Genomic DNA, 25,742 nt, shown 5'->3' on the forward strand with positions numbered 1-25,742 from the left:
CAGTGTGCAGATAAAGCTGTGGTGATTGCGTCGCAGATGTGGCGCAGTCGGAATTGCCGAGGGCGGTTACGCGTGCCAGTGTGGGAGGAGGGCCACCGGCCCTTTGAGCGGAAGCGTGCTCTTGAGATTCTGTGAATGTCGTGCTCGCCCGCGACTCCATTCTGGCGCGCGGTCACAGGCGACGGTCACCGAACCCAAGCACCTTCATCGGCTTGGCCAAACCTTGAGACGACTTCCCGTATCCTTCCCACGGACCATTTCCTTGATCGAGCCGTGTGTGGATGTTCTGCAAGGTCCAGTGTGCCCCGCTCGAGATTCGGGACAGTTCCTCCCACCCGATCGGTACAGATACGCCCAGGCCCGGCCGAGCGCGAACCGACCAAGCGCAAGCTGTCGTCGCACCAAAGCCGTTGCGCAGGTAGTCGATGAAGATCTTGCCGACGCGATTGCGCGGGCCGCTTTTGGCCACGAAGAACCGCGGTAACGTGCGCGCCATGTGCTGCACGATGGCCTGAGAGAAATCCTTGACCGTGTCCCACCCGTACTGCCGCTTGAGCGGCACCACCACGTGCAGGCCCTTGCCCCCGCTGGTCTTGCAGAATGAGACAAGACCAAGCTGCTCGAGAAACACCCTCATGAGTTCTGCAGCCTGTTGCATCGCCGACCATGCCACCCCGTCTCCGGGGTCCAGATCGAAGGTCATGCGGTCAGGCTTGCCGATGAGCGTCTTGAGCGCGTTCCACGTGTGGAACTCGATCACATTCATCTGCGCAGCCGAGAGCAGTCCTTGCGCGTTCGCCACCTCGAGCATCTGCGGATGACCGGGATAGAGCGCTGGGTCGAGTTGCCGAATGCCCTCCATTTTTCCCTTGTCCAGGTGCTTCTGGAAGAAGAGATCGCCGCCGATACCTTCGGGTGCGCGGACAAGCGCTACGGGACGCGCCTTGAGGTGCTCCATCATCAGCGGCGCCACCAAGGCGTAGAAGCGCACGACTTCGACCTTCGTCACACCTGTCGATGGATCGATCACCCGCTCCGGGTTGGATACCTTCAGCTTGCCCGGAAGCGTGTGCGTTGTTGCCTGCTCGAGATCAGCGCCCGTCGGATGAATGGGCTTCTCGCGCACGATGGCCTTCGCAGGCTTGTCACTGCGCAGCGCGTGGAACACCGCGTGTCGGATGCTCCCAGAGCTGGTCCATTCGGCGAAAGTGACCTCGGCCAGGAGCTGGGGCTTGACCCAGTGGGTCTGGCGCTCCTTCTCGATGCGTGCCGCAAAGGGCCGCTTGTCGGTCACAAGGGGCTGTAACTTCTCGAGCAGCGCAGCCAGCGATCGATCGTCGAAGCCCGTGCCCACGTTGCCGGCATAGATCAGTTGCCCCTGGTCGTCGTGAACACCGAGTACGAGCGCGCCGATACCCACCCTCGAGCCCTTCGGATCGGTGTAGCCGCAAATGACGAACTCCTGCCGGTGGCTGCACTTGAGCTTGAGCCAATCTCCCGACCGGCGGAACACGTAGCTGCTGTCCTTGCGCTTGGCGATGATGCCTTCCAAGCCGATCTTGCAGGCCGAGGCCACGATGTCGCGCGGTGGCGCCTCGAAGGTCTCGCTGAAGCGCAGCGGCGGTTGCGCTCCAGCGAGCAGGGACTGCAGCAGGGCCCGGCGCTCGATCAACGGCACCGCGGTCAGGTCATGGCCGGCGTAGAACGGGATGTCGAACAGGAAATACACGATATCCTGCGTGCGGGCACTGTCGAACGCGTTCTGCAGCGCCTGGAAATCCGTCGTTCCCCGGTCGTTCAGCACGACGATCTCGCCGTCGAGCCAACCCGGCCTGAGCTTCATGCGCTCGATCGCCTTGGCCAGATGCGGCATGCGGTCGGTCCAGTCGTGTCCATTGCGCGTGACCAGACGTGCACGTCCACCCTCAACACGCGTCAAGATCCGATAGCCGTCGAACTTGATCTCGTAGATCCATTCGTCTGGGCGTGGAGGCGGGCCTTCGGCGAGCGTCGCGAGCAAGGGGGCTAGCTTCTCGGGGAGCGGCGCCTCGACAGCAGCAGCGGGGAGGTCGGAAAGGGTGGCCTTGCGGACTTTGGTTCGCTTCGCACGGACTTCGCGCGCCTCGTCCGCCCGGGGCGGCGTTGCCCCCGCGGTGGGCCCGGCCGGCATCGCGAGCTGCGCAACGCTGTCCGAGAACTCATCGACGACGCTGAACTCGGCCGCCGGTCGTTCGAAGGCGTCGTGCTCCTTGATCAGCAGCCAGGTGTTCTGCTTGCTGTCTCTGCTGCGAATGCGGATCAAAGCCCACTTGCCGCGCATCTTGTGCCCATGCAGCTCGAACTTGAGGTTGCCGTCCTCGTAGCCCGTGTGCGGATCACCGATGGGCACCCAGACCCCCTTGTCCCAGATGATGACCTTACCTGCGCCGTACTGTTTGGCGGGGATCTCACCTTCGAAGCTGTTGTACGAGATCGGGTGGTCTTCGACGTGCACCGCCATGCGCTTGTCATGCGGGTCGTAGCTGGGACCCTTGGGCACCGCCCAGCTCTTCATCACGCCATCGAGCTCGATGCGGAAGTCGTAGTGCAGCCGGCTCGCCCAGTGCTTCTGGATCACGAACTGCAGCGCTTCGGGGCTCTCTGTGCCTCCCTCCGCCGGCTCTGAGGTGATGGAGAAATTGCGCTTGGCCTTGTAGTGGGTGAGCTTGTCGGTGGTGGCCATGAGCGCCTCGTGAGGGATCTTCAATCGGCGAGTTCGACCCATGCCGGCGCATGGTCGCTCGAGCCTTCCATGCCGCGCACGGCCTTGTCGACGCCCGCGGCGATCACACGCGGGCGCACGGACGAGCTCACGAGGAGGTGGTCGATTCGCATGCCTGCGTCCCGCGCCCAGCGGTTGCGCAGATAACTCCAGAAGGTGTACGGCACCTGCTTCGGGTGCAGTTCGCGGATCACGTCGCTCCAGCCCTGCTTGAGCAGCTTGCGGTACGCGGCCCGTGCGAGCGGGTGGAGGAGCGCGTTGTCCTTCCACGATGCCGTCGAGTAGATGTCCTCATCGGTCGGCACCACGTTGTAGTCGCCTGCGAGCACGACCGGGTGGCCGGTCTTCATCAGCGATGCCGCGTGGCGGTGAAGGCGCGTGAACCAGGCCAACTTGTAGTCGAACTTCGGCCCGGGCTGTGGATTGCCGTTGGGAAGGTAGAGGCAGCCGATCACAATACCCCCGACGGCTGCTTCCAGGTAGCGCGCCTGCTTGTCCGCCGCATCACCGGGCAGGCCCCGCCGGATCTCCAGCGGCTCGGTGCCGCGCGCCAGGATGGCAACGCCGTTCCAGGTCTTCTGCCCATGCACGAGCGATGCGTAGCCCGAGGCGAGCAGCTCCGCGCGCGGGAACGTCGCGTCGGTCGCCTTCAGCTCCTGCAGGCACACGACATCCGGGCGCGTGACGTCGAGCCAGGCAAGCAGCTGCGGCAGCCTGCTTACGACGTTGTTCACGTTGAAGGTGGCGATGCGCATTGCAGCGGCGAATCAGGCTGCCTTGCGTTCCTTCGGGGCAGCGGTCTTCTTGGCAGGCGCCTTGGTCTTCGCCGAGGCCTTCTTTGCTGCAGGCTTCCCCGCAGCTGCACTGCTGCCAGAAGCCTTCTTGGCGCCCCCCTTGAGGCTCCGTGCCAGCAACTCCGTCAGATCGATCACCTCTGCTCCTTGGCTGAGTGCCTCTTCCTCGGGCTGGATGACGGTCTCTGTCTTGCCAGCCTTCACCTTCTTGTCGACCAGCTTCATCACTGCATGCTTGAACTCGTCCTTGAAGTCCTCAGGCTCCCATTTGCCGCTCATTTCTTCGACCAGTTGTGTGGCCATCTTCATCTCTGCCGGGGCGATCTTCGGCGCCTTGGCGCCTGCGGCCGGAAGATCCAGGCCTTCCGCGGCCTTGACCTCGTCCCCCCAGCGCATCAGGTTCAACACAAGCACCGGGCCTGACGGCACCAGGGCAGCCAGGTGCTGCTTCGTCGCGATCACCACCTTGGCCACGCCGACCTTGCCCGTCTTGACCAGCGTGTCGCGCAGCAACGCGTAGACCTTGTGCCCTTTGTTGATCGGCGCGACGTAGTAGGGGCGCTCCAGGTACAGAAAAGGGATCTCGGAGGCGTCGACGAACATCTGGATCTCGATCGTCTGCGTGGTCCGTGGGAACGCGGTCTCGATCTCTTCGGGCGAGATGATCACGTAGTGACCATCCTCGTACTCGAACCCCTTGACGATGTTCTCCTTGTCGATTTCTTTGCCGGTCTTCTTGTTGACCCGCTTGTAGCCCACCGGGTCCATGCTGCGCTTGTCGAGCCAGTCGAAGTCGATGCCCTGCTCGGTACTGGCCGTATGCAGGCCTACGGGGATGTGGACGAGGCCAAACGTGATGGCGCCCTTCCAGAGGGTTCGGCTACCGGTGGCCATTGGTGCGCCCTTGGGAGGTTGTGCGTTGATCGGTTCGCCGCACAGCTGACAAGCGTGCAGAAGGACTCGAAGGGGAAATACGTCGCATGGCGCCTCCTGTGTGGGGAGGACGAGGGTCGCTGCGCATCGGTGAATGCGATGACAGACGGTGACGCGTCAGCTCGCGGGAATTTGCGACGGCGAGGTCCTGCCCCTCACCTTCAGAGCTTGAAACGTGTACTGCTGCCTAGGCCGGAGGAGATGCAAAAAGCCGAGGCTTTCCTACATGCGACCCCTGGCATCGGCCTCACAACGTCTGATCGCAAACAGGAGACGCCATGAGCAAAACCACCGATCAAGGGCGGAGAGTCGATAACCCCGCCGCCGTCACCGGCGACACGCCTGTCCGCCCCGAAAAAGATGAACAAGCCCTTAAGGAGGAAATGCGCAAGGCGGAGAGCGGCTCGGACGCCAAACTTCGCAGGGCCGAACAAGATGCAGCAGAGAACGTTCGAACGGTCCAACCCGACCACCGCCAGAACGACGCCGGCCAGTAGATGAGCATTCTGCGCATCTCTCACCGCCTGAAGGGGATCAACATGGGCAAAGGCATACGACAACAGGTCGGGGACCGGAAAGACAACAATCGGATCTTCGCCTGGGGCATCGTAGTCGTCATCCTTTTGGTGGTTGCGGCCGTGGTGATCAATGCGTTCTTCTGGCGCTCCGATCCGACGCCTGCCATTGCTGACACGGTGATTCAGCGTACCAACCCCGGTCCGGTGGACAACCAGGCGCCTAAGTGACTTTCGACCTATGGAACAACGAAAGAACCGTCGCGTCGGTGGTCGGCCATTTCGGTGGATGCTGATCTTTTTGGTCGGGCTTGTGCTTGCAATCCTCGCCGTAGTTACGGTGTTTCACTTGGAACCTGAGCACTTTGGCGACCCGCCCGCGGCTCCGAAGCCGCCCATGCACAACGCTCCGAACTAGCTTTTCAAAACCCTCCGGTCACTTACGGCGGGGTATCGCGTCACCAGCGGCCCGCGGATTGACGCTACCAACCAGAACCGAAGCGGTGTCCGGCGCGGCCGGCGACAACGTCTCGGCGGTTGGCGCTCTTGCGGCCAGGTTTCACCGATACCACCGAGGCCGCGATGGGCAACGGCGCTAAGGTGGTGGCCACCGGCGAGGTCGCGCTGGGCAGCCTTATCCACACGGGCGCCACCTCGCTGGCCGCCGCAGCTTCACTGGGCGGCAAGGTCGATGTGACTTCCTCACCGTCGAAGCCATGGTGCGTCGTGCGGTCCGTAGGCATCCTGTGCCAGGGCCGCGGTCGGCGGTCAACTGCGCCGTCAGCTATTGTCTCTGAGTGACTAAGGTGTACCCGGCGAGCATGAACGTGCTGTTTGAGTCTTTCATCCGTGTGGAGCGCCTCGAGCCGTCCGACATCGACTTCGAGAATCAGCGGCGCGAAGAGGTCATGCATGGGCGGCACCGTGCGGCCATCACTGAAGTGGTGACCTCCTGCCGTACCAAGCCGCCCTGCGCGAAGTGGGCAAGGCCTTGGGGCTTCCCGATCGAACTCGTGGACCGGTTGTCGAGCACCGCCTACGGGATCGGCGGGCAGTGGATCTGCGGTGCCTGCCTCCGGGACATTGTTAGAGGGCCTAAAGGTCTCGAGCAGGGACTTCCGGTGCGCCTCCGGCGGCCGAATTCTTTGCTTCCTAGGGTCTGCCTGAGCACTCAGACTCGCATTGACGGCGCCTGCTCCTCGAGCGTGCGGCGCAGATCAAGCAACGCGCTCTCCGCCGTGTCGAGCATCAAAGTTACGTCGTCTGGGTTCAATTCAGGATGGTCGGGTGTCCCGTGGAGGAAGTGGTCGAGCTTCTCGCAGGCGGCCATCCACTCCAGGGCGGCAACACGTTGATCGGGCGACAGTTTCGGGTTCTTTGCTGGCATGTGGCCCTTGTCGCAAGCCTTTGGCGAGGGGTGAATCTAGCGCCGCTTAATAGCTTGCGTCGGATCAGGTTGCGTGTCCGCAGCCGGTGCGGTGTGATCGGCTGGGTAGCGGAGCTGGTTGCCCACTCGGCTGGGGTATTTCAGCGCGTCCATTGAACCCGCGCGCCCTGTGAAAGGGTGCATCTCGGTCCCAGTGTACGTTTCTCTGCGCAGAGGTGGTCTCGGGCCAGTCGTAGGACCGGGAGCGGAGTCGCTTGGCCGGTCATGACTTTGCAGTGCCTCGCGACCCTTTGACGTGATCGTATACAGGTGGTTCGGAGTGCCATCTTTACGTGGGCTGGCAACTTCCCGAACGTAGCCGTCGGCGCGCAATGCCGCTAGATCTGCAGAAGCCGATCGACCCAGGCTCTGGCCGATGGCTATGCCGTGTGAAAGATCCATGCGGGCAACGGCGCGCAAAGCGGCGAGGTGGTCGGGGGAAAGGGAGGCGAAGGGTGGTGCAGTCATTTCACATTCTGCATCCCGCCGTACACGGGTCACTCGGTGATTTGGTGGGACCGCCGAGCAGGCCCATGGACCGATGCGCCTTGCGCCGGCTGAGGTGTTCGATGCCGGACCGAACAGCCAGAGCAGCCGATCCTGGTGTAGAGGGACGTCTCGGCATGCCTGGGCCAGTCGCCGAACCCGGCCGCCCGAACGAGGAGTGCGGCCGAAACGTTCAGCCTACGAAGGCAAAGCTGAGAAGCAAGGTGAGTGCGATCACTGCGACAAAGACCGCGAGTTCCTTTGCGGCGGCTCCCGGCGCCTCTTCGCCAAATCGTCTTCTTTCTCGCGTCCGAAGCTTCATGTGAAACCTTTTTGCTTAACATGTTGCAATGCTAGGTAGCCTCTTTAGAACCGTCCTCCCATGTTCATGGGAGCCGGCTCGGTGTCAGGGGCCCTGACGGCAACCTATGATTCGCAGACGTCTTCGGGGTGTGTTGCGCAGGGTGTTGCGCCTTCGCGCGACCCCACGAACAGGAGAATCCGCCGTGAGATTTGTCGTCATTCCTGAGGCGAAGAACCGCTGGGTCTGGGAGCTCCGGAGCGCGCAGGATTTCCTTGTGCTGAGAAGCCCCGCAAGTTTCACCGCAAAGTCCCTGGCCCTGGCCCAAATCGAAGCACTCAGGCGAGCTGTCAACATTGCTGGGGTCTACGACCTCCTAGGCGCCCGACTGGATCATCCAAACAATCGATTCTCGTCCTAACAAGCGCTGCGATGAATCAACGGGTGCAATATCGGCCAACGGCCTAGCTCGAGGGCAGCCGCAGCCCTGGTGATCTTGGTGTCCTGAGCTTGTAGACGTTTTTGAACTGGAGAAGAGCCGCCGCGTTGCGCTCCGCGGTCTGCGAGGCGACAAGGTCGCTCGGTACGACGACATCCAAGTCCCGCATGCGTGCCTCGGCCACGCTGGTCATGATGCACTGGTCGCTCGCGACGCCGGCCATGCACACCGTGCGCACTTGAAGATGCGCCAGCAGCAGCGACAGCGGCGTCGCATGGAAGGCCGAGTGCTTCGGCTTTAGAACGAAATAGTCATCATCCTGAGGCCGAATCGCCGAGGTGATGTCGGCCGCCTCCCCGCCGCACTCGAGCGACCACGCGACCAGAGCGTTGAAGTCGGATCTCCAGCGCCCGAGGTTGTCATTCGCATAGATCACCGGCACGCCCGCGCGCCGGCAGCGGTCGCTGAACGCCGCGATGGCCGGTGCGATCGCAGCAGCCTCGGGCAGCAGCTTCTGAGCGTCTTGAAAGTCCCAGCAACTGATCATATCTACGACCAGCAAGGCCATTCCGCCAGCGGCGCGCTCTGGCGCGATCGACCTGCTGCGCGGCTTGGCTGCGTGCTCCCGCCCAACCAGTCCTCGTGTCGGCGAGGAGTACAAGCCTGCGTTTCGAGACATCCTGGGGTGTCAATCTGTTGCTGCGGAAGGGTGCATCGAGCTTGCACGTTGACGGGGTGGCATCAATTCGAACGTTTGCCTTAGATGAAGCAAGGCTGCCTCCACGTCCTCGAAGAGCAGGGGGATCTCGTGAGGTGTCAAAGCAGGATGCCCTGGAGCCCCGCGGAGAAAGTTCGAGAGCTTCTCGGAATGCGCCTCCCATTCGACGGCGGCAATCCGTTGGTCGACGGTCAGTCTTTTGTTGCTGGATGGCATTGCGGTCCTCTCCTATAGAACATCGTCACAGTCGAACAAGGCCTGTATGGCTCTGTGGAGCTTTTCACGAATATTAGGACTGTCGCCAAGAAATTTCTATCAGGTCGGGGCCGGAAGTGCCAGAGAATTGTGAGAGCGAACGGCCTCCAATGTCTTAAGACTTGCCGCTCCTGCCTCTCAGATCTGCCGCTACGCTCGTCGCAGGCGAATGGGCTGTCGCGCTTGGAGCCGGCCGACGTGTTCGAAGCAGCGCCGACGAAACCAATGCCACATTGGCGCCCGAACTCTTCTGACGGCACGTGCGCCGTTTCGCTGGCACGCGGCGGGTTTCGGTGTCTGCATCATCCGGACCTTTCACTGGAGAGCGCCATGGCAGACGACAAGAGCATCCGCGGCCCGGCAGATGCCGCCCGTATCAATGTCAACGAGGAACACGAGTTGCGCTACTGGACAAAGACTCTCGGCGTTTCTGAGGCAAAGCTCCGCTCGGCGATTGCCGCAGCCGGCGTGATGGCCAAGGACGTGCGCACCTACCTCGGTCAGCCGGAGCGCTAAGCTGTGGGCCCTCTCCGTGCGATTTGCCGTGACCGGCGAGGGTCCGGAGCAGCGGGCGTATGTCTGGGTGCTGTTGAAGCAGGGACTTGAGTGGAAGCAGCTGTCGCGCGCTGACAATCCCTCGGAGCGCTACGCTAAAGCTATTGCAAGCGGCTTGTCGGGGCTGCGCTATTGAACATAGTGGATTTCATAGAAAGCCTGTTCCAGCGGCCTGCCTTTTGAATCAACGATGTGGGCGAAGAGCATGCCCGACTTAGCAGACGAAAAGGCCTGCAAGGCCAGCGGCGCGGTGTGAAAGCTCTGGCAGCTCGAACAGATAGTTCTGCCTTGAAGATCTAGCAGCCGCCATCTCCAACCCTCTCCGTCAGAAAGAACAACGAGCTTCATCTGATCCTCCAACGCCACCGAGACGCCAAGGAGCCGAGACTACCGGCTGAAGGAAACCGTTCCCGTATCGTGGCTATGAGTCAGTCGGAGTACCAAGCGAATCGAACACTTTCGCCTGCCTTACCGTTTCTCTGATCTCCTGAATGGCTTGGATCGCACGCTCACGCGTTCCGAAGGTCGACTCACTTTGGCAGACCGCGTCTCCATTCGTATCTCGAAGCACCCACAGCCATCGACCACCGACCTCCGGAACCAAAACGAATCGCATGATGATTTCTCGCATCTTTAGTGAGTAAGACGGGCAACGCAGAGGAAGCCTTAGACGGGATTTTGCTGGGGCGGACTGGCTGACCTGTAGGACTAGGTCGGCTCTTCTTCAAAAGCAAGGATGGCATGGCAGTACGCCTCGAACTTCCGGAGGACCTTCATCCATCCGGCTTTCGCCGTGCCGACCCGACCGCGTGTGAAAAACGAGTGAAAAAGGCGGGCGCTCGCTTGTCTGTTCGCGGCTCGCGAGCCATCGACGCCGATATGAGCCTTGGCGGCTCTGCAGAGGAATAGAAATCAGCATATTCCGAACCGTTAAGCCCATGCGATGCAGCTGCCTGCTGGGCGCTTTGTAGCCCTAGGTAAGCGCGGACATCCGACGCCATGACGCCTGCGAATGCAACTGCTACGAGCAGCCGCAACTCCGATACGCCAAGCAACTTGGTCCAGTAGTGCATTTCGTGCTCGTCACTGAGGTTGATCCGACCCGGATCAGCTGGACCACGAATGTACTGAGCTTCTTCCATGCTGTTCTCCGCTAGAGCGAAAACAGTGCGACAGTCGAAATAGGAGACGAGCCAGCGGTGGATGGCAACACACGTCAGACAGCACCCGCCAGCGGCAGACGATTGCTCGGCAGGACAGTGGCGCGCGCGGAGTGTCGCTGCGAGGATGGCCTGTGGACGGTCCCAGCGGCGCGGATGAAACGTGTGGCCGAGCAGAAGCTCAACGGACAGGCCCATCTCGTGCCGCTCGCGAAACAAACCGTACAATTGCTTCGCGAGCTTCAGCCGCTGGCTGGATCAAAGGGTGAGGGCGCGTTTGTGTTCCCGGGCGCGCGCGGATCAAGCCGTCCACTGAGCGAAAACTCGGTGCGGATGGCTCAGCTGACGAGAGGCTGACCGCAGGTCCTGGCTGTAATTCAGGATGAGCCGCTGTGCGCGATGTAGCGCGAGACGAGCTTGGCCCATCGGAGAAAGCGGCAAACTCCTCGTCGCTTACGGGATCTTGCCGCTGCCGGCGGAAGCGCGACAGCCGACATAACCCTCGTTCTGCTCACGACCTGCTCTGCGGGAGTGGAAAGTGCTTATCGAGCTTGGAAAGTTCGCTGACGCCAGTCACATCGCTGGCAGGACCTGCGAGCGCATCGCCGACCAGCTACAACCAGCTGCCCAGTACCGGGCTGTCCCGCTGAGCGCTACGCGTCAATCCCCACCGGCGTGCCGTCGACAGAGATCAGCGCGCCCGGCGCTGCATCGTCGATCTCGATCGCCACGCCCATGAAACGTGCGGGGTCGACCTGGGCCGCCTCGGTCTCGGTCTTCGTCATCGTCCGCCGGCGCATCAGGTCCGCGTGCTGTGAGGTCGACAGGACGAGCTTCTGCGGGTTCTTGTTGGCGTGCGCTTTCCAGTGCGCAGACAGGGCCTTAGTGATTGCGTCGTGGATGTTGCTCATTCCGAATTTCGGGCCTGCATGTTCAGGTCGCCCTGACTGCCTTGCTGTTCGAAAGTGCGTCGCAGTTCAAACAAAGCGTTTTCAGTCGTGTCCATCGTCTGTGTCACTTCTTCTGGACTCAGGCAGGGATAGCCCGGCGTTGCCCCAAGGAAGTGGTCAAGCTTCTCGCAAGCAGCACACCACGCAAGGGCGGCGCTCTTCTGTTCGGACGTGAGGCGAGGGTTGTTCTCCGGCATATGAATATCGTAGCGCGCACATTACATGTAGCTACAAATCCCCAAAATTGGATGGCGTTTTGCTCAGTGCAACGTGGGGGCCGCAGCACTCGGGTCCTCTTCGGCGATCAGCTCGAAGTACTCGCATCTGGCCCTGAACTTCCCGTCATCGGCGGGAGTGAAGGTGTCGGGGCACTCGTAGACCCCGCGCGCCAGGAACTCATTCGCCGACTGGTAGAAGGCGGCTTCGTTCGGAAATTCCACCGACCGGGCGCCCAGGTACTTGAAGGTCAGCGTCGCCGGGGTGTCGGCCGGCGCTTCACCGAAGAAAGAGTGCGTGCTGGTGAGCATCAGCGGGCCACGGACAGCGGCCAGCGCACTCACGAGCGAATCAAACGGCTGCAGCGGCCCTTCCAGCTCTTCTTTCGAGATGTCGACGAGGCCGATGGAGATCTGGCCGGCAGCGGTTTCGAGGTAGGCGATGAGCATGATCAGGTCTCCTGAGTCTCAGCGACTCACCAGTTTAGAGGCGCGCCGACCCGACGGAATCCCTCGATCAAACGAAGGTGTAACGCTGCTTGCGGCCGGCAGTTGGGGTGACGAATACTGTATGTATGAACAGTATCTTGCCGGAGCCGCCACCATTCGCGGAGCTCTACTGCCGATCGAACTTCACGTTCCTCGTCGGCGCCTCACAGCCGGAAGATCTCGTGGAGCGGGCCGCGGCGAAGATGTATTCGGCCCTCGCCCTGACCGATGAGTGCTCGGTGTCGGGCGTCGTTCGCGCCCATCTGGAGGCCCGCGAGTGCGGTCTGCACTTCATCGTCGGCAGCGAGATCCTGTTGAGAACGACCGCGGGCACGCCGTTCGCGCGGGTGGTGCTTCTGGCCCAGGACCGCGAGGGCTATGGGAATCTGTGTGAGCTGATCACGCTGGCGCGCCGGCGCGCGGCGAAGGGCAGCTATGTCGCGCACGTGGCCGATGTCGAGGGCAAGACCACGAAGGCCGCGCACCTGGCTGGCCTGCTGGGCTGCTTGGTGCTGCTGCTGCCCGACCGCGAGGTCAGCCTCGAGGCGCTATTTGCGCAGGCCATGTGGGCACGCACCTGGTTTCCCGATCGTGCCTGGCTGCTGGCGCCTCGCACGCTGGCCATGAACGAGGAGCACTACCTTTACGTGATCGAGGAGGCTGCCGCGCGAGCGGGCTTGCGAATCGTCGCGAGCTGCAGCCCGCTCATGCACACGCGCGGCTCGAAGCCGATCCAGGACACCCTTACCGCCGTGCGCCTGGGATGCACCGTGGCCACGGCCGGCTTCGGCCTCCTGCCCAACGCGCAGAACTACCTTCGAGGGCGCGCCATGTTGGCGGAGGAGTTTCCCGAGGCCTGGTTGCGCGAGACGGTTGCAGTCGCTGCGCGCTGCACGTTCTCGCTCGAGGAGCTGCGCTACGAGTACCCGCAGGAGATCGTGCCTGCCGGGGAAACGCCGGCGTCGCATCTGCGCAAGCTGACCTACGAAGGCGCGGCCGTTCGCTTTCCGGCCGGCATCCCGGACAAGGTGCGCGACCAGATCGAACACGAGCTCACCACGATCGCGCTGCTGAGCTACGAGGCGTATTTCCTCACCGTCGAGGACATCGTCCGCTTCGCGCGGTCGGTGGGCATCCTGTGCCAGGGCCGCGGGTCGGCGGCCAACTCGGCCGTCTGCTACTGCCTTTACGTGACCGAGGTCGACCCGGCGCGCATGAACGTGCTGTTCGAGCGCTTCATTAGCGTGGAGCGCCGCGAGCCGCCCGACATCGACATCGACTTCGAGCACCAGCGGCGCGAGGAGGTCATGCAGTACATCTACAACAAGTACGGGCGGCACCGCGCGGCCCTCACGGGCGTGGTGACGTCCTACCGCACCAAGTCCGCCCTGCGCGATGTGGGCAAGGCCCTGGGCTTCCCAATCGAGCTCGTGGACCGGCTATCGAGCGCCGCCTACGGGATCGAGGGCCAGTGGATCTGCGATGCCTGCCTTCTGGAGAGCGGCCTCGATCCCGCCGACCAGAAGGTCCGCCGGTGGCTAGCGATCGCCAACGTGATCCGGGGCTTCCCGCGTCACCTGAGCCAGCACACCGGTGGCTTCGTGATCGCGCGCGACAAGCTCAGCCGTCTCGTGCCGGTCGAGAACGCCGCGATGGACGATCGCACGGTGATCCAGTGGGACAAGGACGACCTGGACGCGCTGGGCTTGATCAAGGTCGACGTGCTGGCCCTCGGCATGCTGACCGCCATTCACCGCGGGCTCGACTTCATCGCGCAGAAGCGGGGCGTGCCGATGCGCATGCAGGACGTGCCGGCCGAATGCGCTGTCACCTACGCCATGATCCAGAAGGCCGACACAGTGGGCGTGTTCCAGATCGAGAGCCGCGCGCAGATGACGATGTTGCCGCGCTTGAAGCCCGAGCGCTTCTACGACCTGGTGGTGCAGGTGGCGATCGTGCGGCCCGGGCCGATCCAGGGCGGTATGGTGCATCCGTACCTGCGCCGCCGTGCGGGTGAGGAAGCCGTGGAGTACCCGAGCGAGGACATCAAGACGGCCACCGAGCGCACTCTGGGGGTGCCGCTGTTTCAGGAGCAGGTGATGCAGATTGCCATGCTGGCAGCGGACTTCACTGCCGGCGAGGCCGATCAACTGCGGCGCGCCATGGGCGCTTGGCGCAAGCGCGGCGGCTTGGCCGAGCACCAGGCCAAGCTGATCCGCAGAATGCTGGCTAAGGGCTACGAGCCGGAGTTTGCCGACCGCATCGCCAAGCAGGTCGAGGGCTTCGGCAGCTATGGCTTCCCCGAGAGCCACGCCGCCAGCTTCGGCCTGCTGGTCTACGTGTCGTGCTGGCTCAAGCGGCACCATCCGGACGCACTGCTCGCCGGCCTGCTCAACAGCCAGCCCATGGGCTTCTACGCGCCCGCGCAGCTGGTGCGCGACGCGCGAGAGCACGGCGTGGTGGTGCGGCCGGTCGACGTGATGGTGAGCGACTGGCTGACCACCCTCGAGGAGCCCGCGCAGTCAACAACCGCAGCTTCGCCGCGGTGGGACACGACGTTCGAAGAGCCGCTGCGCGCCGTCCGGCTGGGGATGGCGCTCGTCTTGGGCATGCGAGAGGTGGCCGCGCAGCGCCTCATCGCGGCGCGCGCGGTCGAGCCTTTCCATAGCGTGGAGGACATGGCCATGCGGGCCGGGCTCGACGCGCACGACCTGCGCTGCCTGGCCGGCGCGGACGCATTGGCCACGCTGGCAGGCCACCGGCCTGAAGCGGTCTGGGAGGCAGCGGGCATCGACACCAGGCCGACCGAGATGCTGCGAGAGGCTCGGACCTTCGAGGACCCTGTGGCGTTTGCGGAGCCGGAGGAGGGTGCCCAGGTCGCGGACGACTATGCGTCCACGGGCTTGACCCTGCGCCGACACCCGTTGGCGCTCATCCGCGAGAAGTTGAACGTGCACCGGATCTGGACGGCTGAAGCCCTGCGCCAACGGGCGAAGAACGGGCAGACGGTGCGGGCGAGCGGCATCGTGACGCACCGCCAGCAGCCGAGCACTGCCAGCGGCGTGATCTTCGCCACGCTGGAAGACGAGACCGGAACCGTGAACATCATCGTCTGGCCCAGCGTGGCGGAGGAGCAGCGGGCCGCGCTGCGCGGCTCGAAGCTGCTCACCGTGCAAGGCACGTGGCAATCGGAGAAGGGCGTGCACTCGCTGGTGGCGCTGAAGCTGCGCGACCATACCAATCTCCTGGAGGGCCTGAGGGTTAGAAGCAGGGATTTTCGATAGGGCTTTGACCGGTCGACGGGGACCGGCTGGATCAGCATCTCGCCCTCGACGATGCCCGCCGCGGCGACAGCTAATCTCGCTTCGTGGACTGCCAAACCGAGTACAAGGCCTCTACGCCGGCTCGCCATTCGCGCACGGCCTCGTCATGCGCTTCATCCGCGGCTACCTGTTCCGCCGACCGCCGACCATCGTCACAGATCGTGCCGGTACGAGGCGGCAACCGCCGGAGAGGGAAAGGCGCGATAGTGATCCCAGATTTCCGTAGGATCGCTTCCTTCTGACTAAAAGATGGCATTTGCGACCTCCGAGCCCTCGCGATTGGGCCGCCACTTTAGGATAGTTTTACTAGCCCATGCAAGGCATAGCTGCCCATCCGACAGGGTGGCGAGCCGGTCGAATCAAGCCAGGGAGCGGGATGTCCGCAGCGTGAGAAAGGCGGATTTCCACTGTCCAGTTTCTCAGATCCTTGGCCGCTCCCTCGACTCGATCCAGTGTGTGCCGGGACCGTGAATGGCGTTACCGGCTTTGACCATCGACTCGAGCAGTGAAACGCTGAAGTTCGAACGGTCTTGCCATTCGAGCAGGCTGAGGATCTCTTGGCGGACGTGCAGGATCTCGGGCTTCCAACGCAGGCGTACTTCCATACTCTGTACGCATTTTCCTACGCCCGCATAGCATCCTCCCATGTCTTAGAACCATGGAGTGCGCGGCTCTGCGCCACGTCCCGCGGCAGCTTATTGCCCGCCTTGGGCAGGACCTAGACGACGCATTGCGTTACCACTTAGGAAGGCACGTCGGAGCTTCGTAGTCCGAACTCGGGAGGCTGGGCGGGCTCCTCGGCTCGCGCGGCTTCCAGCTGGTCGGCGTCTTCGTCCGCGTCGCCCGGATTAGAGGTCATCGTGATACTCGCCGGCTTCGAGATACTGGCGTCGTGCGACTGCTGCCGGATCTTCGTCGCCGTGCTTCTCGGCCACGGCCGGGCCGAAGACATTGAAGCCTGCCATGCGCAGGTCTTCGGGGTCGTGCTCGAACTCCTGCCAGGTGTTCGCGAACACGAAAACCCAGGCTTCTAGTTCGGACAGTTCACGGCCGCGGTACGAAATTGGGGGTGGGGGATTGCCACATGCGGATCTCCTGAAGTGGCCCTCAACTTTAGCCGGATACTGTATGTACATCCAGTGATTTGCTAAGATCGATCCATGGACACCGATCACGGAACCGGCATCCTGGACACTGTGCCCGGTCAGTTCCTGGTGCGCGCCATGTACTCGCTGACGCCGGCGGGTGAGGCCCAGCCGCCCGAGGCATCGGTGGAGATGTTCGTGCCCCGAGTGGGCCGCGTGTGCTTCACCTTCGAGCTCGCCGGACCGGTTCCGCACAAGCGCGCACATTGGTCCTGGCAGGCGAAGTCCGCCGACTTGCTGCCGGGCAGGGCCTGAGTAAGCTGCGTCCATGTGCACTCGCTACATCCCTCCCGAGGTGGCTGAGATCGAACGCTTCTGGAGCCTGCCCCGGGCGCACCAGCCCGATCTCTGGCCGCGCGAGATCTTCCCGCGGGCGCCGGGCCCGTTCATCCGCCGCCGGCGCGACGCCACGGGCTGCGAGCGCGAGATGGTGGTCGGGCGGTGGGGCCTGATCCCTGAGCGCTCGGAGACGTCGACACCGCGCAAGAAGGACGGCAAGCTCTTGAGTACGGAGAATGCGCGTGGGGAGGAGGTCCACTGGAAGGACAGCTACAAGGGGCCCTGGGCCGTTGGCCAGCGCTGCATCATCCCGGCCGCCACCTTCGACGAACCGAACTGGGAGACGGGCAAGAACGTGTGGTGGCGCTTTCGCCGCGCCGACGGCGCGCCGTGGGGCCTGGCCGGTCTCTGGAATGCCTGGACCGACAAAGAGACCGGCGAAATGCACGAGAGCTACACAATGCTCACGCTCCATGCCAACGCGCACCCGTTGATGAGCCGCATGCACCGGCCGGTAGTGGACCCCGTCACCAAGCAGTCTCTACCGCTCGAGAAGCAGGACAAGCGCAGCGTGATCCCGTTGGACACCAGCGACTTCGATCAGTGGCTCGAGGGGACGGTCGAACAGGCAAGGGCGCTGATGCGCCTGGCGCCTGCTGAGGGGTTCGATGCAGACCCGATGGAGCCAACGCAGCCTTCAGAGCCAGAACTCCTCTGACGGCGAGTTAATGGTGGGTCTGCGAGAATGGAGCTTTGCTGCACAGGCATCATTGATGCGCTCCTTATCCGATCTCCGCCAGCTTGCTCATGATGCATCCCGCCTCGCGACGTTTGCGCGCGGCTCGGTTGTGTTGCAAGGGCCTGACATCGAAGCCACAGCACCTGGGCGAGCTATGCGTGATGTATCAGTTGGGCTGGGGCATCTTGAGCGAAAAGCGTGGGCGGCCTACCACCTGCGTCTCCACTCACGCAACGGCTAGCGAAGGCTCTAAGCAGATCGTGCAGTCGTGAAAAAGCCCGCGCGAGGCGGGCTTCGGTGTCTGGTCGTGAACTCTTACGCGGTCCACGCTACGTGCTTGCTATGCAGTGTCGCCCTGTTGTTTTTTTGTCGGTGGCGACATTGATCGACTTTCCGCCGTATGGAAACGGTGACTTGCTCGGTCGTGAACAGGCAAGTCATTGTACAGCGCTAGAGAGACCACCCCGGGGTGAGAGCGCCGCGCCCTCATGTGGAGCCTGACCTCGAGGTAGGCCTCGTCGGCGTCGCCTAGTGAGCGTGATCCGGCCTCCTTCGCTTTGGAGTAGGCGCTCGTGCAGCTAGTGCGTGCCGAATCGTTCAGCCGATGAAGGCAAAGCTGAGCAGTAAGGTCAGTGCGATCACTGTGAAAAAGACCGCAAGTTCCTTTAAGGCCGCCCCCGGCGCCGCTCCCCCGAGTCGCCTTTTTTCTGATGCCTGGGGTTTCATGCGAGACCTTTTTTCTTACCAAATGCGATCGTAGGCAGTCCCTTGAGGCCCGTCCTCCTATGTTCATGGGAGGCAACTAATTCTCACAGTGATCAGCAGAACTTATGATTCGTAGACGTCTTCGGGCGCGTTGCGCAGCGCTCTTTTCATGTCCGAGCAACCAAGAATAAGGGCGTAGGCCGTGCGACTTGTCGTTATTCCCGAGTCGAAAAAATCCTGGGTTTGGGAACTCCGGACCGCGCAGGACGTCTTGGTATTGAGGAGCCCGGCAGGCTTCGCCACCAGGTCTCAAGCCGTATCGCAGACTGAGGCACTCAGGCGAGCGATCGACATTGCGGGCATCTATGACCTTGTGGGATCTCGGGTGGATAACCCAGAAAATCGGGTCGCCCCCTAGTGGCGGCGACATTCCTTCTGTTTTGGCCCAAACGCCATAAGTCGCTGGCGGTCTCGGTTCATTGCTCAAGACCGAGCCGTTGCTGCTCCGCATTAAAGGTGTTGAGGGTTTTCGTTGTGAATACGTATGAGATTTGTAGTTGTGCCTGAGCTTGGTGGTCGCTGGACTTGGGTGATGCGAGACGGCGACGGAAACCAAATCGCCAAGAGTTCTCTATCCTGGTTGGATCGAGACGAAGCGCTCAGGGCCATCGAAGTTATTCGGGCCAAGGTGCCAAAGGCGTTAGTGTTCGATCCCCTTGGTTCGCCTATTTCCGGCTGACTTGAGCGACGGTTCGCCGCTATGCTCGGCCATGACTGAATACTTCCGCTCTGTCTCTGTCCGGGTCACCGAGCCGATGTTTGGTCGCTTCTACTGGACGATCGTGGAGAACCTCGGCGTCGCGACGAAGTTCAATGAGCTGGCGGCTGCGGCGGAGCCCTACGACACATGGGAAGAGGCGCGCCAGGCCGGCGTCGCCGAACTGAAGCGCCGCGAGCCCGAGCTATGGGCAGATCCTTCGTCAGGCTGAGCACAGCGCAAGTAACCTTGCGTCCGCCGCCCCTCCGGCGCAAAGTCCCGACATGACCCACCCGATCATCGGCCTCTTCGAGCAGCGCGCAGCCTTGCTGAATCTGCAGGGGAGCGACAAGGGGCTGGAAGATGCCATAGCCGACCTGGCGGTCTGGATGGGCTTGGCTACGGATCATCTCAGCGAGGACGATCTAGCAGTTCTGGGAGGGATCGGAGGGCTGCTGTACCGGGAGGGGCTACGACGGCGGCAGGCGTGAACAATCCGCTTCGGCTGCTGTGAGCAGTCCGGCTGCTGCGCTCAATGGGAGTGCTTTCATGCCGGGAGCCCGCTTACGGCTTGCCAGTGTTTGGGCGCTATCGTCGTGTGATCGCCGAAGCGCACCGTTCTCTGCTCGACCGGTGAGGCGGGAGCCTGTGGTCGCCGATCTCGTCGAACATACGCCGCGCGAACGGTCGCTTAAGGCCTGCTCGAAACCTTGGGGTAATGTTTACCTAGGCAGTCAGACGAGTCAGCACATACTCTGATAATTCTTTTGCAACGGTAGCCCAAGGAACGACATGGCTCAGGAAACAATAAGAAGCCGCGGATGAATGGGTAGGCGAGGTCATGGGCCGCCCCGCGCCTGCGGCATTCTTAGCCACCTACATTGAGCGCCGAGTGAGCGCTGGAGGACGCTCCTTGACCGTCGCCCTGGACGCCGAATAAGGTGAGGGCAAAACGTTATTTATTAAGCGCTGGGCAGAAGACCTTGAGCGTGCGAAGCGAGGCGTCCTCGTGTTCGACGCGTGAAAGAACGACACCGCCGCCGATCCGGTTTTCGGCTTTATGGCAGAGCTACAAGGCGGGATGACGTCCTCCGTCAAAAGGTGCCAGCTTCCTCAAGGGCAAGTGCAGCTCTAAGGGCTACGGCTTTGGGAATGATGAAATCTTTCCGGAAGGCTATAGTCCCGGCTGGCGGCGCGTTAGCGGCAGGCCTTCGTAAAAAGGCTACTGGTGTAGCGTGGGAGAGATAAGGGTCGAAATCTCGGCGGCCGACTTGGAGTTCGAAGTCGATACGGAGGCGCCCGGTTCGCGCCTTTCCGGATGGCGAGGATGCGCAGTCATATCTTCAAGTTATGAAGGCAAAGCTGAGCACCAGGGTCAGTGTGACTCTTGTGAGAGTGATCGCGAACTCTTTCACTGCGGCTCTCGGTGCATTTTTTACAACGGGCCCTGCTGTACTGTTTGGCGCTTCATTTGCAACCGTTTTTGAGTTCATTTCCTGATTTATAGGAAATGCATTCAGGCCTGCTCCTCCTGTATTTGATGGAATACGAATTTCTTCCCGCAATCCAGCGGACAACGGTGGCGGTCGGCGACCGTTGTGTTGCGCAGCGCTTGCATTCGTGCGCGGCCGACTGGGGCAGAGCACGAAGCGAAATCAGCGGTCATTGCTGAGTTGAAGAAAAAAGCTGGGTGTGGGACTTCGCAGTGGGGCGGTGAACCGCGGCCGCCCGGCTCGGTGTTCCCCGCAAACCCCCTCAGTGCAGCGTCGCCAAGTAGGCCGCGATGTCTGTTGCGTCCTGCTCGGTCAGCCCCATCTCGGGCATGGCTGTCAGCGGGTCGACCTCGCGCGTGTGGCGCAGCCACCGCACCATGTTTTCGGGCGTGTTGACCAGTTTGCCTGCAAGAGTGTGCCGCTGCGCCAGGCCCGCGAGCGGCGGCCCGACCGCGGGGGAGGAGCCGGTCACACCGGGGATGGTGTGGCAGGCATTGCAGGCGTACTGGTAGAGCGCCTGTTTGCCGCGTTCGATGTCGCCGGCGCGCGGCACGGCAGGCTCGGCCGCGCCGCAGGCGGTAGCGCCGACACGCGAAGCACCCGCCGCGGCCCACGCGTTAGCTTGTACCGCCGGCTGTGTCATGGTCGCGAAATCCTGCGGGCTCAGTTCGGGCAGCCTGTTCATGAACGCGACCAGGGCCCACAGGTCTGCGTCCGCCAGCCGGAACTCCCAGGCCGGCATGCCGCTCATCTTGATGCCGTGGCGCGTCACCCAGTACAGCTCGCGCGGCAGCCAGCGCTGGCGCGCGTCCACCAGCGGCCCCGGCAGCGGCTGCATGCTCTTGCCGATGTCGCTTTGCGCCACGCCCGGTGCGCCATGGCACTGCACGCACTTGTCCCTGAAGCAGCCTGCACCACGGGCCACGAGTGCGGGCGCGTCGAGCGCCGGCACCTGCACGTCGCGGGCGCGCAGACGCACCGACTGGCGCATGGCCGTCTCGAGCAGCGAGTACACGGGCTGCGTGTGCTGGCGGGCCGCCGACACGTCGTAGAGACCGCCGTAGACAAAGGCCAGCGCGGCCGCGGCGGCCAACAGGCCGGCGCCGGCGAGCGTCAGGAGGATCGTGGCGCGCTTGCTCATGGTCGCGGTATTGTCCGACGCATGTCGGCGCACCCGTGTCGGCGCGCAGCGCGTGTGCGGCCACAGAATCGTGCGCATGCCGACCGGCCCCGGACCCCTTTGCCCCGCCCTGGCGCGCATGTGTCGCACCTGCGTGATCAGTGCGACCTGCGGCGCGCTGGGCGGTTGCGGCATGCAAATCGGCGATCTGCCACTGCCGCACAACCGGGCCGCGCCCGCGCAGATCGCGCGCGGCCAGCAGCTGCTGGCGCAGTACCAGTGCGGCAGCTGCCATGTGGTGCCCGGTGCAGCGATCGCGCGGGGCCGCGTCGGCCCGCCGCTCGACGGGTTCGGCCGCCGCAGCTACATCGCGGGCCATGTGCCCAATGGACCCGAAGCCCTCGCGCGCTGGATCGAGGCGCCTGCGGCGCTGGTGCCCGACACGACGATGCCCTCGATGGGCGTTTCGCCGGCCGACGCGCGCGACCTCGCGGCCTACCTGCTGGCGCTGAAGTGAACGCGCCGCCGCAGCAGTCCGCCCTGAACCCGGCCGGCCCGTTGGCCGCCTCGATCCTCGACGTCACGCTGGTGATCACGGTCGGCGCCACGCTGATCTTTCTCGGCGTGATGGGCCTGCTGTGGCTGGCCGTGCGGCGTCGCGAGGGCGCCGCGGTGAACACACGGCTGTGGGTGATCGGCGGGGGCTTCGTGTTCCCGCTGGCGGTGCTGGTGGCGCTGTTCTTCTACAGCGTGCGGCACGCGCCGCCGTGGCGCGCGGTTCCGCCGTCCGATGCGCTGATCGTCGGCGTGACAGGCCACATGTGGTGGTGGTCGCTGCGCTACCGCGATCCGGCGTCGGACCGAGAGATTGCGACAGCCAACGAGATCCGCATCCCGGTGGGGCGGCCTGTGTACCTGGGACTGACCAGCGCCGACGTGATCCACAGCTTCTGGGTGCCCGCGCTCGGCGGCAAGATGGACATGCTGCCCGGCCGCGTCCAGCACCTTCTGGTGCAAGCCGACCGGCCCGGCATCTACCGCGGCCAATGCGCCGAGTACTGCGGCGCGCAGCATGCGCGCATGGCGCTGCAGGTGGTGGCGATGGCACCCGCGGACTTCGAACGCTGGCTGCACGCGCAGGTGCAGGACGCGGCGCCGGCCGACACGCCCGCGCTGGTCCGGGGCCGCCAGGCCTTCATCGCACAGCGCTGCGGCGCCTGCCACACGGTGCGCGGCGTCACGGCCGAGAGCCGGCTCGGCCCCGACCTCACGCATGTGGGCAGCCGGCTCCAGCTCGGCGCCGCCGAAATGCCCAATGAGCCCGCCACGATGATCAACTGGATCGCGCACGTGCAGCAGATCAAGCCCGGCGCACGCATGCCCTCAGGCGCAGGACGCGTCGACGACGAGAGCATGCGTGCCATCGCGCTCTGGCTGAGCCACCTGAAATGAGCACACCGCGCAGCCATCCCTCGCGCCTGCCGCGTCCCGCAGGCGAACGCGAAGCGCTCGAGCGGGCTTGGCGCTCGCCCACCGGATGGCGGCGGCTCGCGGCCGTCAACAACACCCACATCGGCGTGTACTACATCGCGACGGCGATGCTGTTCTTCGTGCTGGCGGGCATCCTCGCGCTGGTGATGCGCACGCAGCTCGCGGTGCCGGGCAACACGCTGGTCGATGCATCGACCTACAACCAGCTCTTCACCATGCACGGCACGGTGATGATGTTCCTGTTCGCGGTGCCGATCGTCGAGGCCGTGGCCGTGTACCTGCTGCCCGGCATGCTGGGTGCGCGCGACCTGCCGTTTCCGCGGCTGTCGGCGTATGCCTTCTGGGCCTACGCGATCGGCGGGCTGGCCTTCTTCTGCACGCTGTTCTTCGGTGTCTCGCCCGACGGCGGCTGGTTCATGTACCCGCCGCTGACCAGCAAGGAGTACTCGCCCGGCACCGGCGCCGACTGGTGGCTGCTGGGCATCGGCTTCATCGAGATCTCGGCCATTGCCGGTGCGATCGAACTCATCATTGGCATTCTGTTCACCCGCGCGCCGGGCATGACACTGATGCGCATGCCGATCTTCGCCTGGGCCATGCTGGTGACCGCTGTGATGATCGTGTTCGCCTTTCCCGCGGTGATCGCGGCGACCACGCTGCTCGAACTGGAGCGCGCCTTCGACTGGCCCTTCTTCATCGCGGCGCGCGGCGGCGACGCGCTGCTGTGGCAGCACCTGTTCTGGTTCTTCGGCCACCCCGAGGTCTACATCATCTTCCTGCCCGCGGCCGGCATGGTCTCGATGATGGTCGCGGCGCAGACCGGCACGCCGCTGGTCGGCCACCGCGCGGTGGTCTATGCGCTGATCGGGGTCGGCGTGGTGAGCTTCGCGCTCTGGCTGCACCACATGTTCGCGGCCGGGCTGGGCAACACCTCTATGCTGGTGGTGTCGGCCGCTAGCTTTGCGGTCGCGATCCCGAGCGGGATGCAGGTCTTCGCCTGGATCGCCACGCTGTGGCGCGGCACGGTGCGCTTCAACACGCCGACGCTGTTCCTGCTGGGGTTCCATTTCATCTTCGTGCTCGGCGGCCTGACCGGCGTGATGGTCGCGGTGCTGCCTTTCGACTGGCAGGCGCACGACACCTACTTCATCGTTGCCCACCTGCACTACGTCCTGATCGGCGGCATGGTGTTCCCGCTGTTCGCCACGCTCTACCACTGGGCGCCGGTGTACCGCGGCCACACGCTGTCGGAGCGCTGGGGCCGCTGGTGCTTCGGCCTGATGTTCGTGGGCTTCAACGTGGCCTTCTTCCCGATGCACCTGACCGGCCTGCTGGGCATGCCGCGCCGCGTCTACACCTATGCCGAGCACATGGGCTGGGGTGCGCTCAACATGCTCTCGACCGTGGGCGCCTTCGCCTGCGCGCTGGGCGTGCTGCTGTTCCTGGGCGACATGGCGCGCATGATGCGCAAGCCCGAACAGGACCATGACAACCCCTGGAACGCGGGCACGCTCGAATGGCTGCCGCCGCGCGACTACGGCGTGCGCAGCATTCCGCAGGTGGCATCTCGCGAGCCGCTGTGGGCCGACCCTACGCTGCCCGCGTCGGTCGAGGCCGGCCGCCACTGGCTGCCGGGCACCGTGACCGGAGGGCGTGAGACGCTGGTCACCAGCCCGGTCGATGCCACGCCGCGCCATGTGCTGGTGCTGCCGGGCGACGGCTGGAGTCCGTTGATCGCGGCGGCCGGCACCGCGGGCTTCTTCCTGCTGCTCACGGCCGGCCAGCTGGCGCTAGCCTTCGCCTGCGGGATCGGCGCGATCGTCGCGGTGATCCATTGGCTCTGGGGCACCGACCGGCCGCCGCCGGTCGCCACGGCCGAGGTCGCGGACGGTGTGCGGTTGCCGCTCGGTGCGCGTGGCCCGCGTTCCCACTCGTGGTGGGGCACGCTGGTGCTGGCCACGGTCGACATGACCGTGTTCGCCTGCTTCGTCTACGCGCACGTGCATGTGGCGATGGCCGGCGCCGTGTGCCCTCCCGTCGGCTCCGCGCTGCCGCCGCTCGCGCAGGGGCTCGTCGGGCCGGCGCTGTGGTTGCTCGGCTCCCTGTGCCTGGCCCGCGCGGCGCGGGTCTTGCGCGAGGCCGGCGGGCGCGAGCGCCGTTGGGTGCGCGTGCTGGTGCTGGCCGCGCTGCTGTGTTCGGCGGCGGGCTTCGCGCTCGACTTCCATGCCCACGCCGTTGCGGGCCTGTCGCCGACGCGCAATGCCTGGAGCGCAACGGTCGCGATGCTGCTCGGCTACCAGGGCTTCCATCTGGCGGTGCTGGTGCTGATGGGGTGCTTCCTGTTGGCCCGCACCCACAGCGCCCACCTGCAGCCCGGCGCGCGCGCCACGCTCGACAACACCGCGCTGCTCTGGCACACGGCAACGCTTCAGGCGCTGCTGGGAGCGGCGGCGATCAGGCTGACCGCATTTTTTTAGGGATGAAGGCGTCGAGATCACTGTCCGGTACGCCCGCAGAGCTGGCGCCGGGCCAGTGTGTCCTTGCCGGTCCGTCGACGCCTCCCTGCGCGTAGGCCCTGAGGCAGACGCTAGGGCGAGATGAGGTGACGACCGCGCTCGCGCCTCGGCGCTAACGCGCGGATTTGCGGGGCAGAGACCTCCCCATGCGTATGCGCCGTCGTCCTACTTGAGCGT

29 protein-coding genes and 1 pseudogene are annotated in these 25,742 nt (G+C 64.0%); 14 read left to right on the forward strand and 16 right to left on the reverse strand.

The window, feature by feature from the left end:
* Positions 1 to 172: 172 nt before the first annotated feature.
* Genes ligD through A9977_RS10360 form a run of 3 tightly spaced genes read right to left on the reverse strand, consistent with a single transcriptional unit; the run spans position 173 to position 4,449 of the window.
* Positions 173 to 2,722: a DNA ligase D gene (gene ligD / locus A9977_RS10350; protein ID WP_183024757.1), complete on the reverse strand. Its 2,550-nt coding sequence runs from the start codon at positions 2,720 to 2,722 to the stop codon at positions 173 to 175.
* Between the two features lie 20 nt (positions 2,723 to 2,742).
* Positions 2,743 to 3,516 carry an exodeoxyribonuclease III gene (locus A9977_RS10355; protein WP_183024758.1) on the reverse strand — a complete coding sequence of 258 codons (774 nt, stop codon included), beginning with the start codon at positions 3,514 to 3,516 and terminating at the stop codon, positions 2,743 to 2,745.
* A gap of 12 nt (positions 3,517 to 3,528) precedes the next feature.
* A complete protein-coding gene (locus A9977_RS10360) occupies positions 3,529 to 4,449 on the reverse strand; it encodes a Ku protein (protein ID WP_183024759.1) in 921 nt (306 codons plus the stop codon).
* Between the two features lie 317 nt (positions 4,450 to 4,766).
* Between A9977_RS10360 and A9977_RS10365 the strand changes: the two genes are divergently transcribed.
* The 3 genes and pseudogenes from A9977_RS10365 to A9977_RS34210 form a co-directional block, all read left to right on the forward strand.
* Positions 4,767 to 4,985, forward strand: coding sequence for a hypothetical protein (locus tag A9977_RS10365; protein ID WP_183024760.1), 219 nt, complete (start codon positions 4,767 to 4,769; stop codon positions 4,983 to 4,985).
* Entirely contained in the window at positions 4,986 to 5,234 is a 249-nt protein-coding gene (locus A9977_RS10370; RefSeq protein ID WP_183024761.1) for a hypothetical protein, read from the forward strand.
* A 590-nt stretch (positions 5,235 to 5,824) separates the two neighbouring features.
* A pseudogene (locus A9977_RS34210) lies at positions 5,825 to 5,977 on the forward strand (hypothetical protein); the annotation flags it as partial.
* 197 nt (positions 5,978 to 6,174) lie between these two features.
* Here the strand turns inward: A9977_RS34210 and A9977_RS34215 are convergent.
* The 3 genes from A9977_RS34215 to A9977_RS34070 form a co-directional block, all read right to left on the reverse strand.
* Positions 6,175 to 6,390, reverse strand: a complete 216-nt coding sequence (locus A9977_RS34215) for a hypothetical protein (RefSeq protein ID WP_259651920.1) — start codon at positions 6,388 to 6,390, stop codon at positions 6,175 to 6,177.
* Between the two features lie 1,290 nt (positions 6,391 to 7,680).
* Entirely contained in the window at positions 7,681 to 8,223 is a 543-nt protein-coding gene (locus A9977_RS10380; RefSeq protein WP_259651894.1) for a cysteine hydrolase family protein, read from the reverse strand.
* Between the two features lie 120 nt (positions 8,224 to 8,343).
* Complete coding sequence (locus A9977_RS34070) at positions 8,344 to 8,589, reverse strand: hypothetical protein (RefSeq protein WP_220811668.1); 246 nt, start codon at positions 8,587 to 8,589, stop codon at positions 8,344 to 8,346.
* A 369-nt stretch (positions 8,590 to 8,958) separates the two neighbouring features.
* On the opposite strand from A9977_RS34070, the gene A9977_RS10385 reads away from it, so the two are divergent.
* Positions 8,959 to 9,144: a DUF3606 domain-containing protein gene (locus A9977_RS10385; RefSeq protein ID WP_183024763.1), complete on the forward strand. Its 186-nt coding sequence runs from the start codon at positions 8,959 to 8,961 to the stop codon at positions 9,142 to 9,144.
* Positions 9,145 to 9,312: 168 nt separating this feature from the next.
* Here the strand turns inward: A9977_RS10385 and A9977_RS10390 are convergent, their stop codons facing one another.
* From A9977_RS10390 to A9977_RS34600, 3 genes are all read right to left on the reverse strand, one after another.
* Positions 9,313 to 9,531 carry a hypothetical protein gene (locus tag A9977_RS10390; protein ID WP_183024764.1) on the reverse strand — a complete coding sequence of 73 codons (219 nt, stop codon included), beginning with the start codon at positions 9,529 to 9,531 and terminating at the stop codon, positions 9,313 to 9,315.
* A 73-nt stretch (positions 9,532 to 9,604) separates the two neighbouring features.
* The gene (locus A9977_RS34745; protein WP_405054680.1) at positions 9,605 to 9,814 is read right to left on the reverse strand and encodes a DUF1508 domain-containing protein; all 210 of its coding nucleotides are present in this window, start codon (positions 9,812 to 9,814) and stop codon (positions 9,605 to 9,607) included.
* A gap of 142 nt (positions 9,815 to 9,956) precedes the next feature.
* Positions 9,957 to 10,325 (reverse strand): DUF3606 domain-containing protein, encoded by a 369-nt coding sequence (locus tag A9977_RS34600; protein WP_183024766.1) that lies wholly within the window; start codon positions 10,323 to 10,325, stop codon positions 9,957 to 9,959.
* A gap of 174 nt (positions 10,326 to 10,499) precedes the next feature.
* Between A9977_RS34600 and A9977_RS10405 the strand changes: the two genes are divergently transcribed.
* On the forward strand, positions 10,500 to 10,700 hold the full coding sequence (locus A9977_RS10405) for a hypothetical protein (protein WP_220811670.1): 201 nt from the start codon (positions 10,500 to 10,502) through the stop codon (positions 10,698 to 10,700).
* Between the two features lie 296 nt (positions 10,701 to 10,996).
* Here the strand turns inward: A9977_RS10405 and A9977_RS10410 are convergent, their stop codons facing one another.
* The 3 genes from A9977_RS10410 to A9977_RS10420 all read right to left on the reverse strand — a co-directional run bounded on the left by A9977_RS10410 (position 10,997) and on the right by A9977_RS10420 (position 11,958).
* Positions 10,997 to 11,254 (reverse strand): hypothetical protein, encoded by a 258-nt coding sequence (locus A9977_RS10410; RefSeq protein ID WP_183024768.1) that lies wholly within the window; start codon positions 11,252 to 11,254, stop codon positions 10,997 to 10,999.
* Positions 11,251 to 11,490: a hypothetical protein gene (locus tag A9977_RS10415; RefSeq protein WP_183024769.1), complete on the reverse strand. Its 240-nt coding sequence runs from the start codon at positions 11,488 to 11,490 to the stop codon at positions 11,251 to 11,253. Before A9977_RS10415 ends, A9977_RS10410 begins: the two co-directional genes overlap by 4 nt.
* Before the next feature lie 63 nt (positions 11,491 to 11,553).
* Positions 11,554 to 11,958 carry a hypothetical protein gene (locus A9977_RS10420; protein WP_183024770.1) on the reverse strand — a complete coding sequence of 135 codons (405 nt, stop codon included), beginning with the start codon at positions 11,956 to 11,958 and terminating at the stop codon, positions 11,554 to 11,556.
* Between the two features lie 125 nt (positions 11,959 to 12,083).
* On the opposite strand from A9977_RS10420, the gene A9977_RS10425 reads away from it, so the two are divergent.
* Positions 12,084 to 15,281, forward strand: a complete 3,198-nt coding sequence (locus A9977_RS10425; protein WP_183024771.1) for an error-prone DNA polymerase — start codon at positions 12,084 to 12,086, stop codon at positions 15,279 to 15,281.
* Positions 15,282 to 15,739: 458 nt separating this feature from the next.
* Here the strand turns inward: A9977_RS10425 and A9977_RS10430 are convergent, their stop codons facing one another.
* Positions 15,740 to 15,925 carry a hypothetical protein gene (locus A9977_RS10430; protein ID WP_183024772.1) on the reverse strand — a complete coding sequence of 62 codons (186 nt, stop codon included), beginning with the start codon at positions 15,923 to 15,925 and terminating at the stop codon, positions 15,740 to 15,742.
* A gap of 243 nt (positions 15,926 to 16,168) precedes the next feature.
* Entirely contained in the window at positions 16,169 to 16,336 is a 168-nt protein-coding gene (locus A9977_RS10435) for a hypothetical protein (RefSeq protein WP_183024773.1), read from the reverse strand.
* Positions 16,337 to 16,480: 144 nt separating this feature from the next.
* On the opposite strand from A9977_RS10435, the gene A9977_RS10440 reads away from it, so the two are divergent.
* Together A9977_RS10440 and A9977_RS10445 are read left to right on the forward strand one after the other, a co-directional pair.
* Positions 16,481 to 16,720: a hypothetical protein gene (locus tag A9977_RS10440; RefSeq protein WP_183024774.1), complete on the forward strand. Its 240-nt coding sequence runs from the start codon at positions 16,481 to 16,483 to the stop codon at positions 16,718 to 16,720.
* A 13-nt stretch (positions 16,721 to 16,733) separates the two neighbouring features.
* On the forward strand, positions 16,734 to 17,462 hold the full coding sequence (locus tag A9977_RS10445; RefSeq protein ID WP_183024775.1) for an SOS response-associated peptidase: 729 nt from the start codon (positions 16,734 to 16,736) through the stop codon (positions 17,460 to 17,462).
* A gap of 618 nt (positions 17,463 to 18,080) precedes the next feature.
* Here the strand turns inward: A9977_RS10445 and A9977_RS34225 are convergent.
* Positions 18,081 to 18,209 (reverse strand): hypothetical protein, encoded by a 129-nt coding sequence (locus A9977_RS34225; protein ID WP_259651895.1) that lies wholly within the window; start codon positions 18,207 to 18,209, stop codon positions 18,081 to 18,083.
* A 523-nt stretch (positions 18,210 to 18,732) separates the two neighbouring features.
* Here A9977_RS34225 and A9977_RS34750 point away from each other — a divergent pair.
* Genes A9977_RS34750 through A9977_RS10460 form a run of 3 tightly spaced genes read left to right on the forward strand, consistent with a single transcriptional unit; the run spans position 18,733 to position 19,436 of the window.
* Positions 18,733 to 18,927 (forward strand): DUF1508 domain-containing protein, encoded by a 195-nt coding sequence (locus A9977_RS34750; protein WP_405054681.1) that lies wholly within the window; start codon positions 18,733 to 18,735, stop codon positions 18,925 to 18,927.
* Position 18,928: 1 nt separating this feature from the next.
* Positions 18,929 to 19,177: a hypothetical protein gene (locus A9977_RS10455; protein ID WP_183024777.1), complete on the forward strand. Its 249-nt coding sequence runs from the start codon at positions 18,929 to 18,931 to the stop codon at positions 19,175 to 19,177.
* A gap of 52 nt (positions 19,178 to 19,229) precedes the next feature.
* Positions 19,230 to 19,436, forward strand: coding sequence for a hypothetical protein (locus A9977_RS10460; RefSeq protein ID WP_183024778.1), 207 nt, complete (start codon positions 19,230 to 19,232; stop codon positions 19,434 to 19,436).
* A gap of 1,264 nt (positions 19,437 to 20,700) precedes the next feature.
* Here A9977_RS10460 and A9977_RS10465 read toward each other — a convergent pair.
* The gene (locus A9977_RS10465) at positions 20,701 to 21,579 is read right to left on the reverse strand and encodes a c-type cytochrome (RefSeq protein WP_183024779.1); all 879 of its coding nucleotides are present in this window, start codon (positions 21,577 to 21,579) and stop codon (positions 20,701 to 20,703) included.
* A 172-nt stretch (positions 21,580 to 21,751) separates the two neighbouring features.
* On the opposite strand from A9977_RS10465, the gene A9977_RS10470 reads away from it, so the two are divergent.
* From A9977_RS10470 to A9977_RS10480, 3 genes are read left to right on the forward strand one after another with little or no spacing between them, the layout of a single operon-like run.
* Positions 21,752 to 22,075, forward strand: coding sequence for a cytochrome c family protein (locus tag A9977_RS10470; RefSeq protein ID WP_259651896.1), 324 nt, complete (start codon positions 21,752 to 21,754; stop codon positions 22,073 to 22,075).
* Positions 22,072 to 23,010, forward strand: coding sequence for a cytochrome c oxidase subunit II (coxB, locus tag A9977_RS10475; protein ID WP_183024781.1), 939 nt, complete (start codon positions 22,072 to 22,074; stop codon positions 23,008 to 23,010). The genes A9977_RS10470 and coxB overlap by 4 nt, the downstream gene beginning before the upstream one ends.
* On the forward strand, positions 23,007 to 25,526 hold the full coding sequence (locus A9977_RS10480) for a cbb3-type cytochrome c oxidase subunit I (RefSeq protein WP_183024782.1): 2,520 nt from the start codon (positions 23,007 to 23,009) through the stop codon (positions 25,524 to 25,526). Before coxB ends, A9977_RS10480 begins: the two co-directional genes overlap by 4 nt.
* The last annotated feature ends 216 nt before the right edge of the window (positions 25,527 to 25,742 follow it).

The sequence above is a fragment of the Variovorax sp. UMC13 genome, assembly GCF_014170375.1.
GTDB lineage: Bacteria > Pseudomonadota > Gammaproteobacteria > Burkholderiales > Burkholderiaceae_C > Variovorax.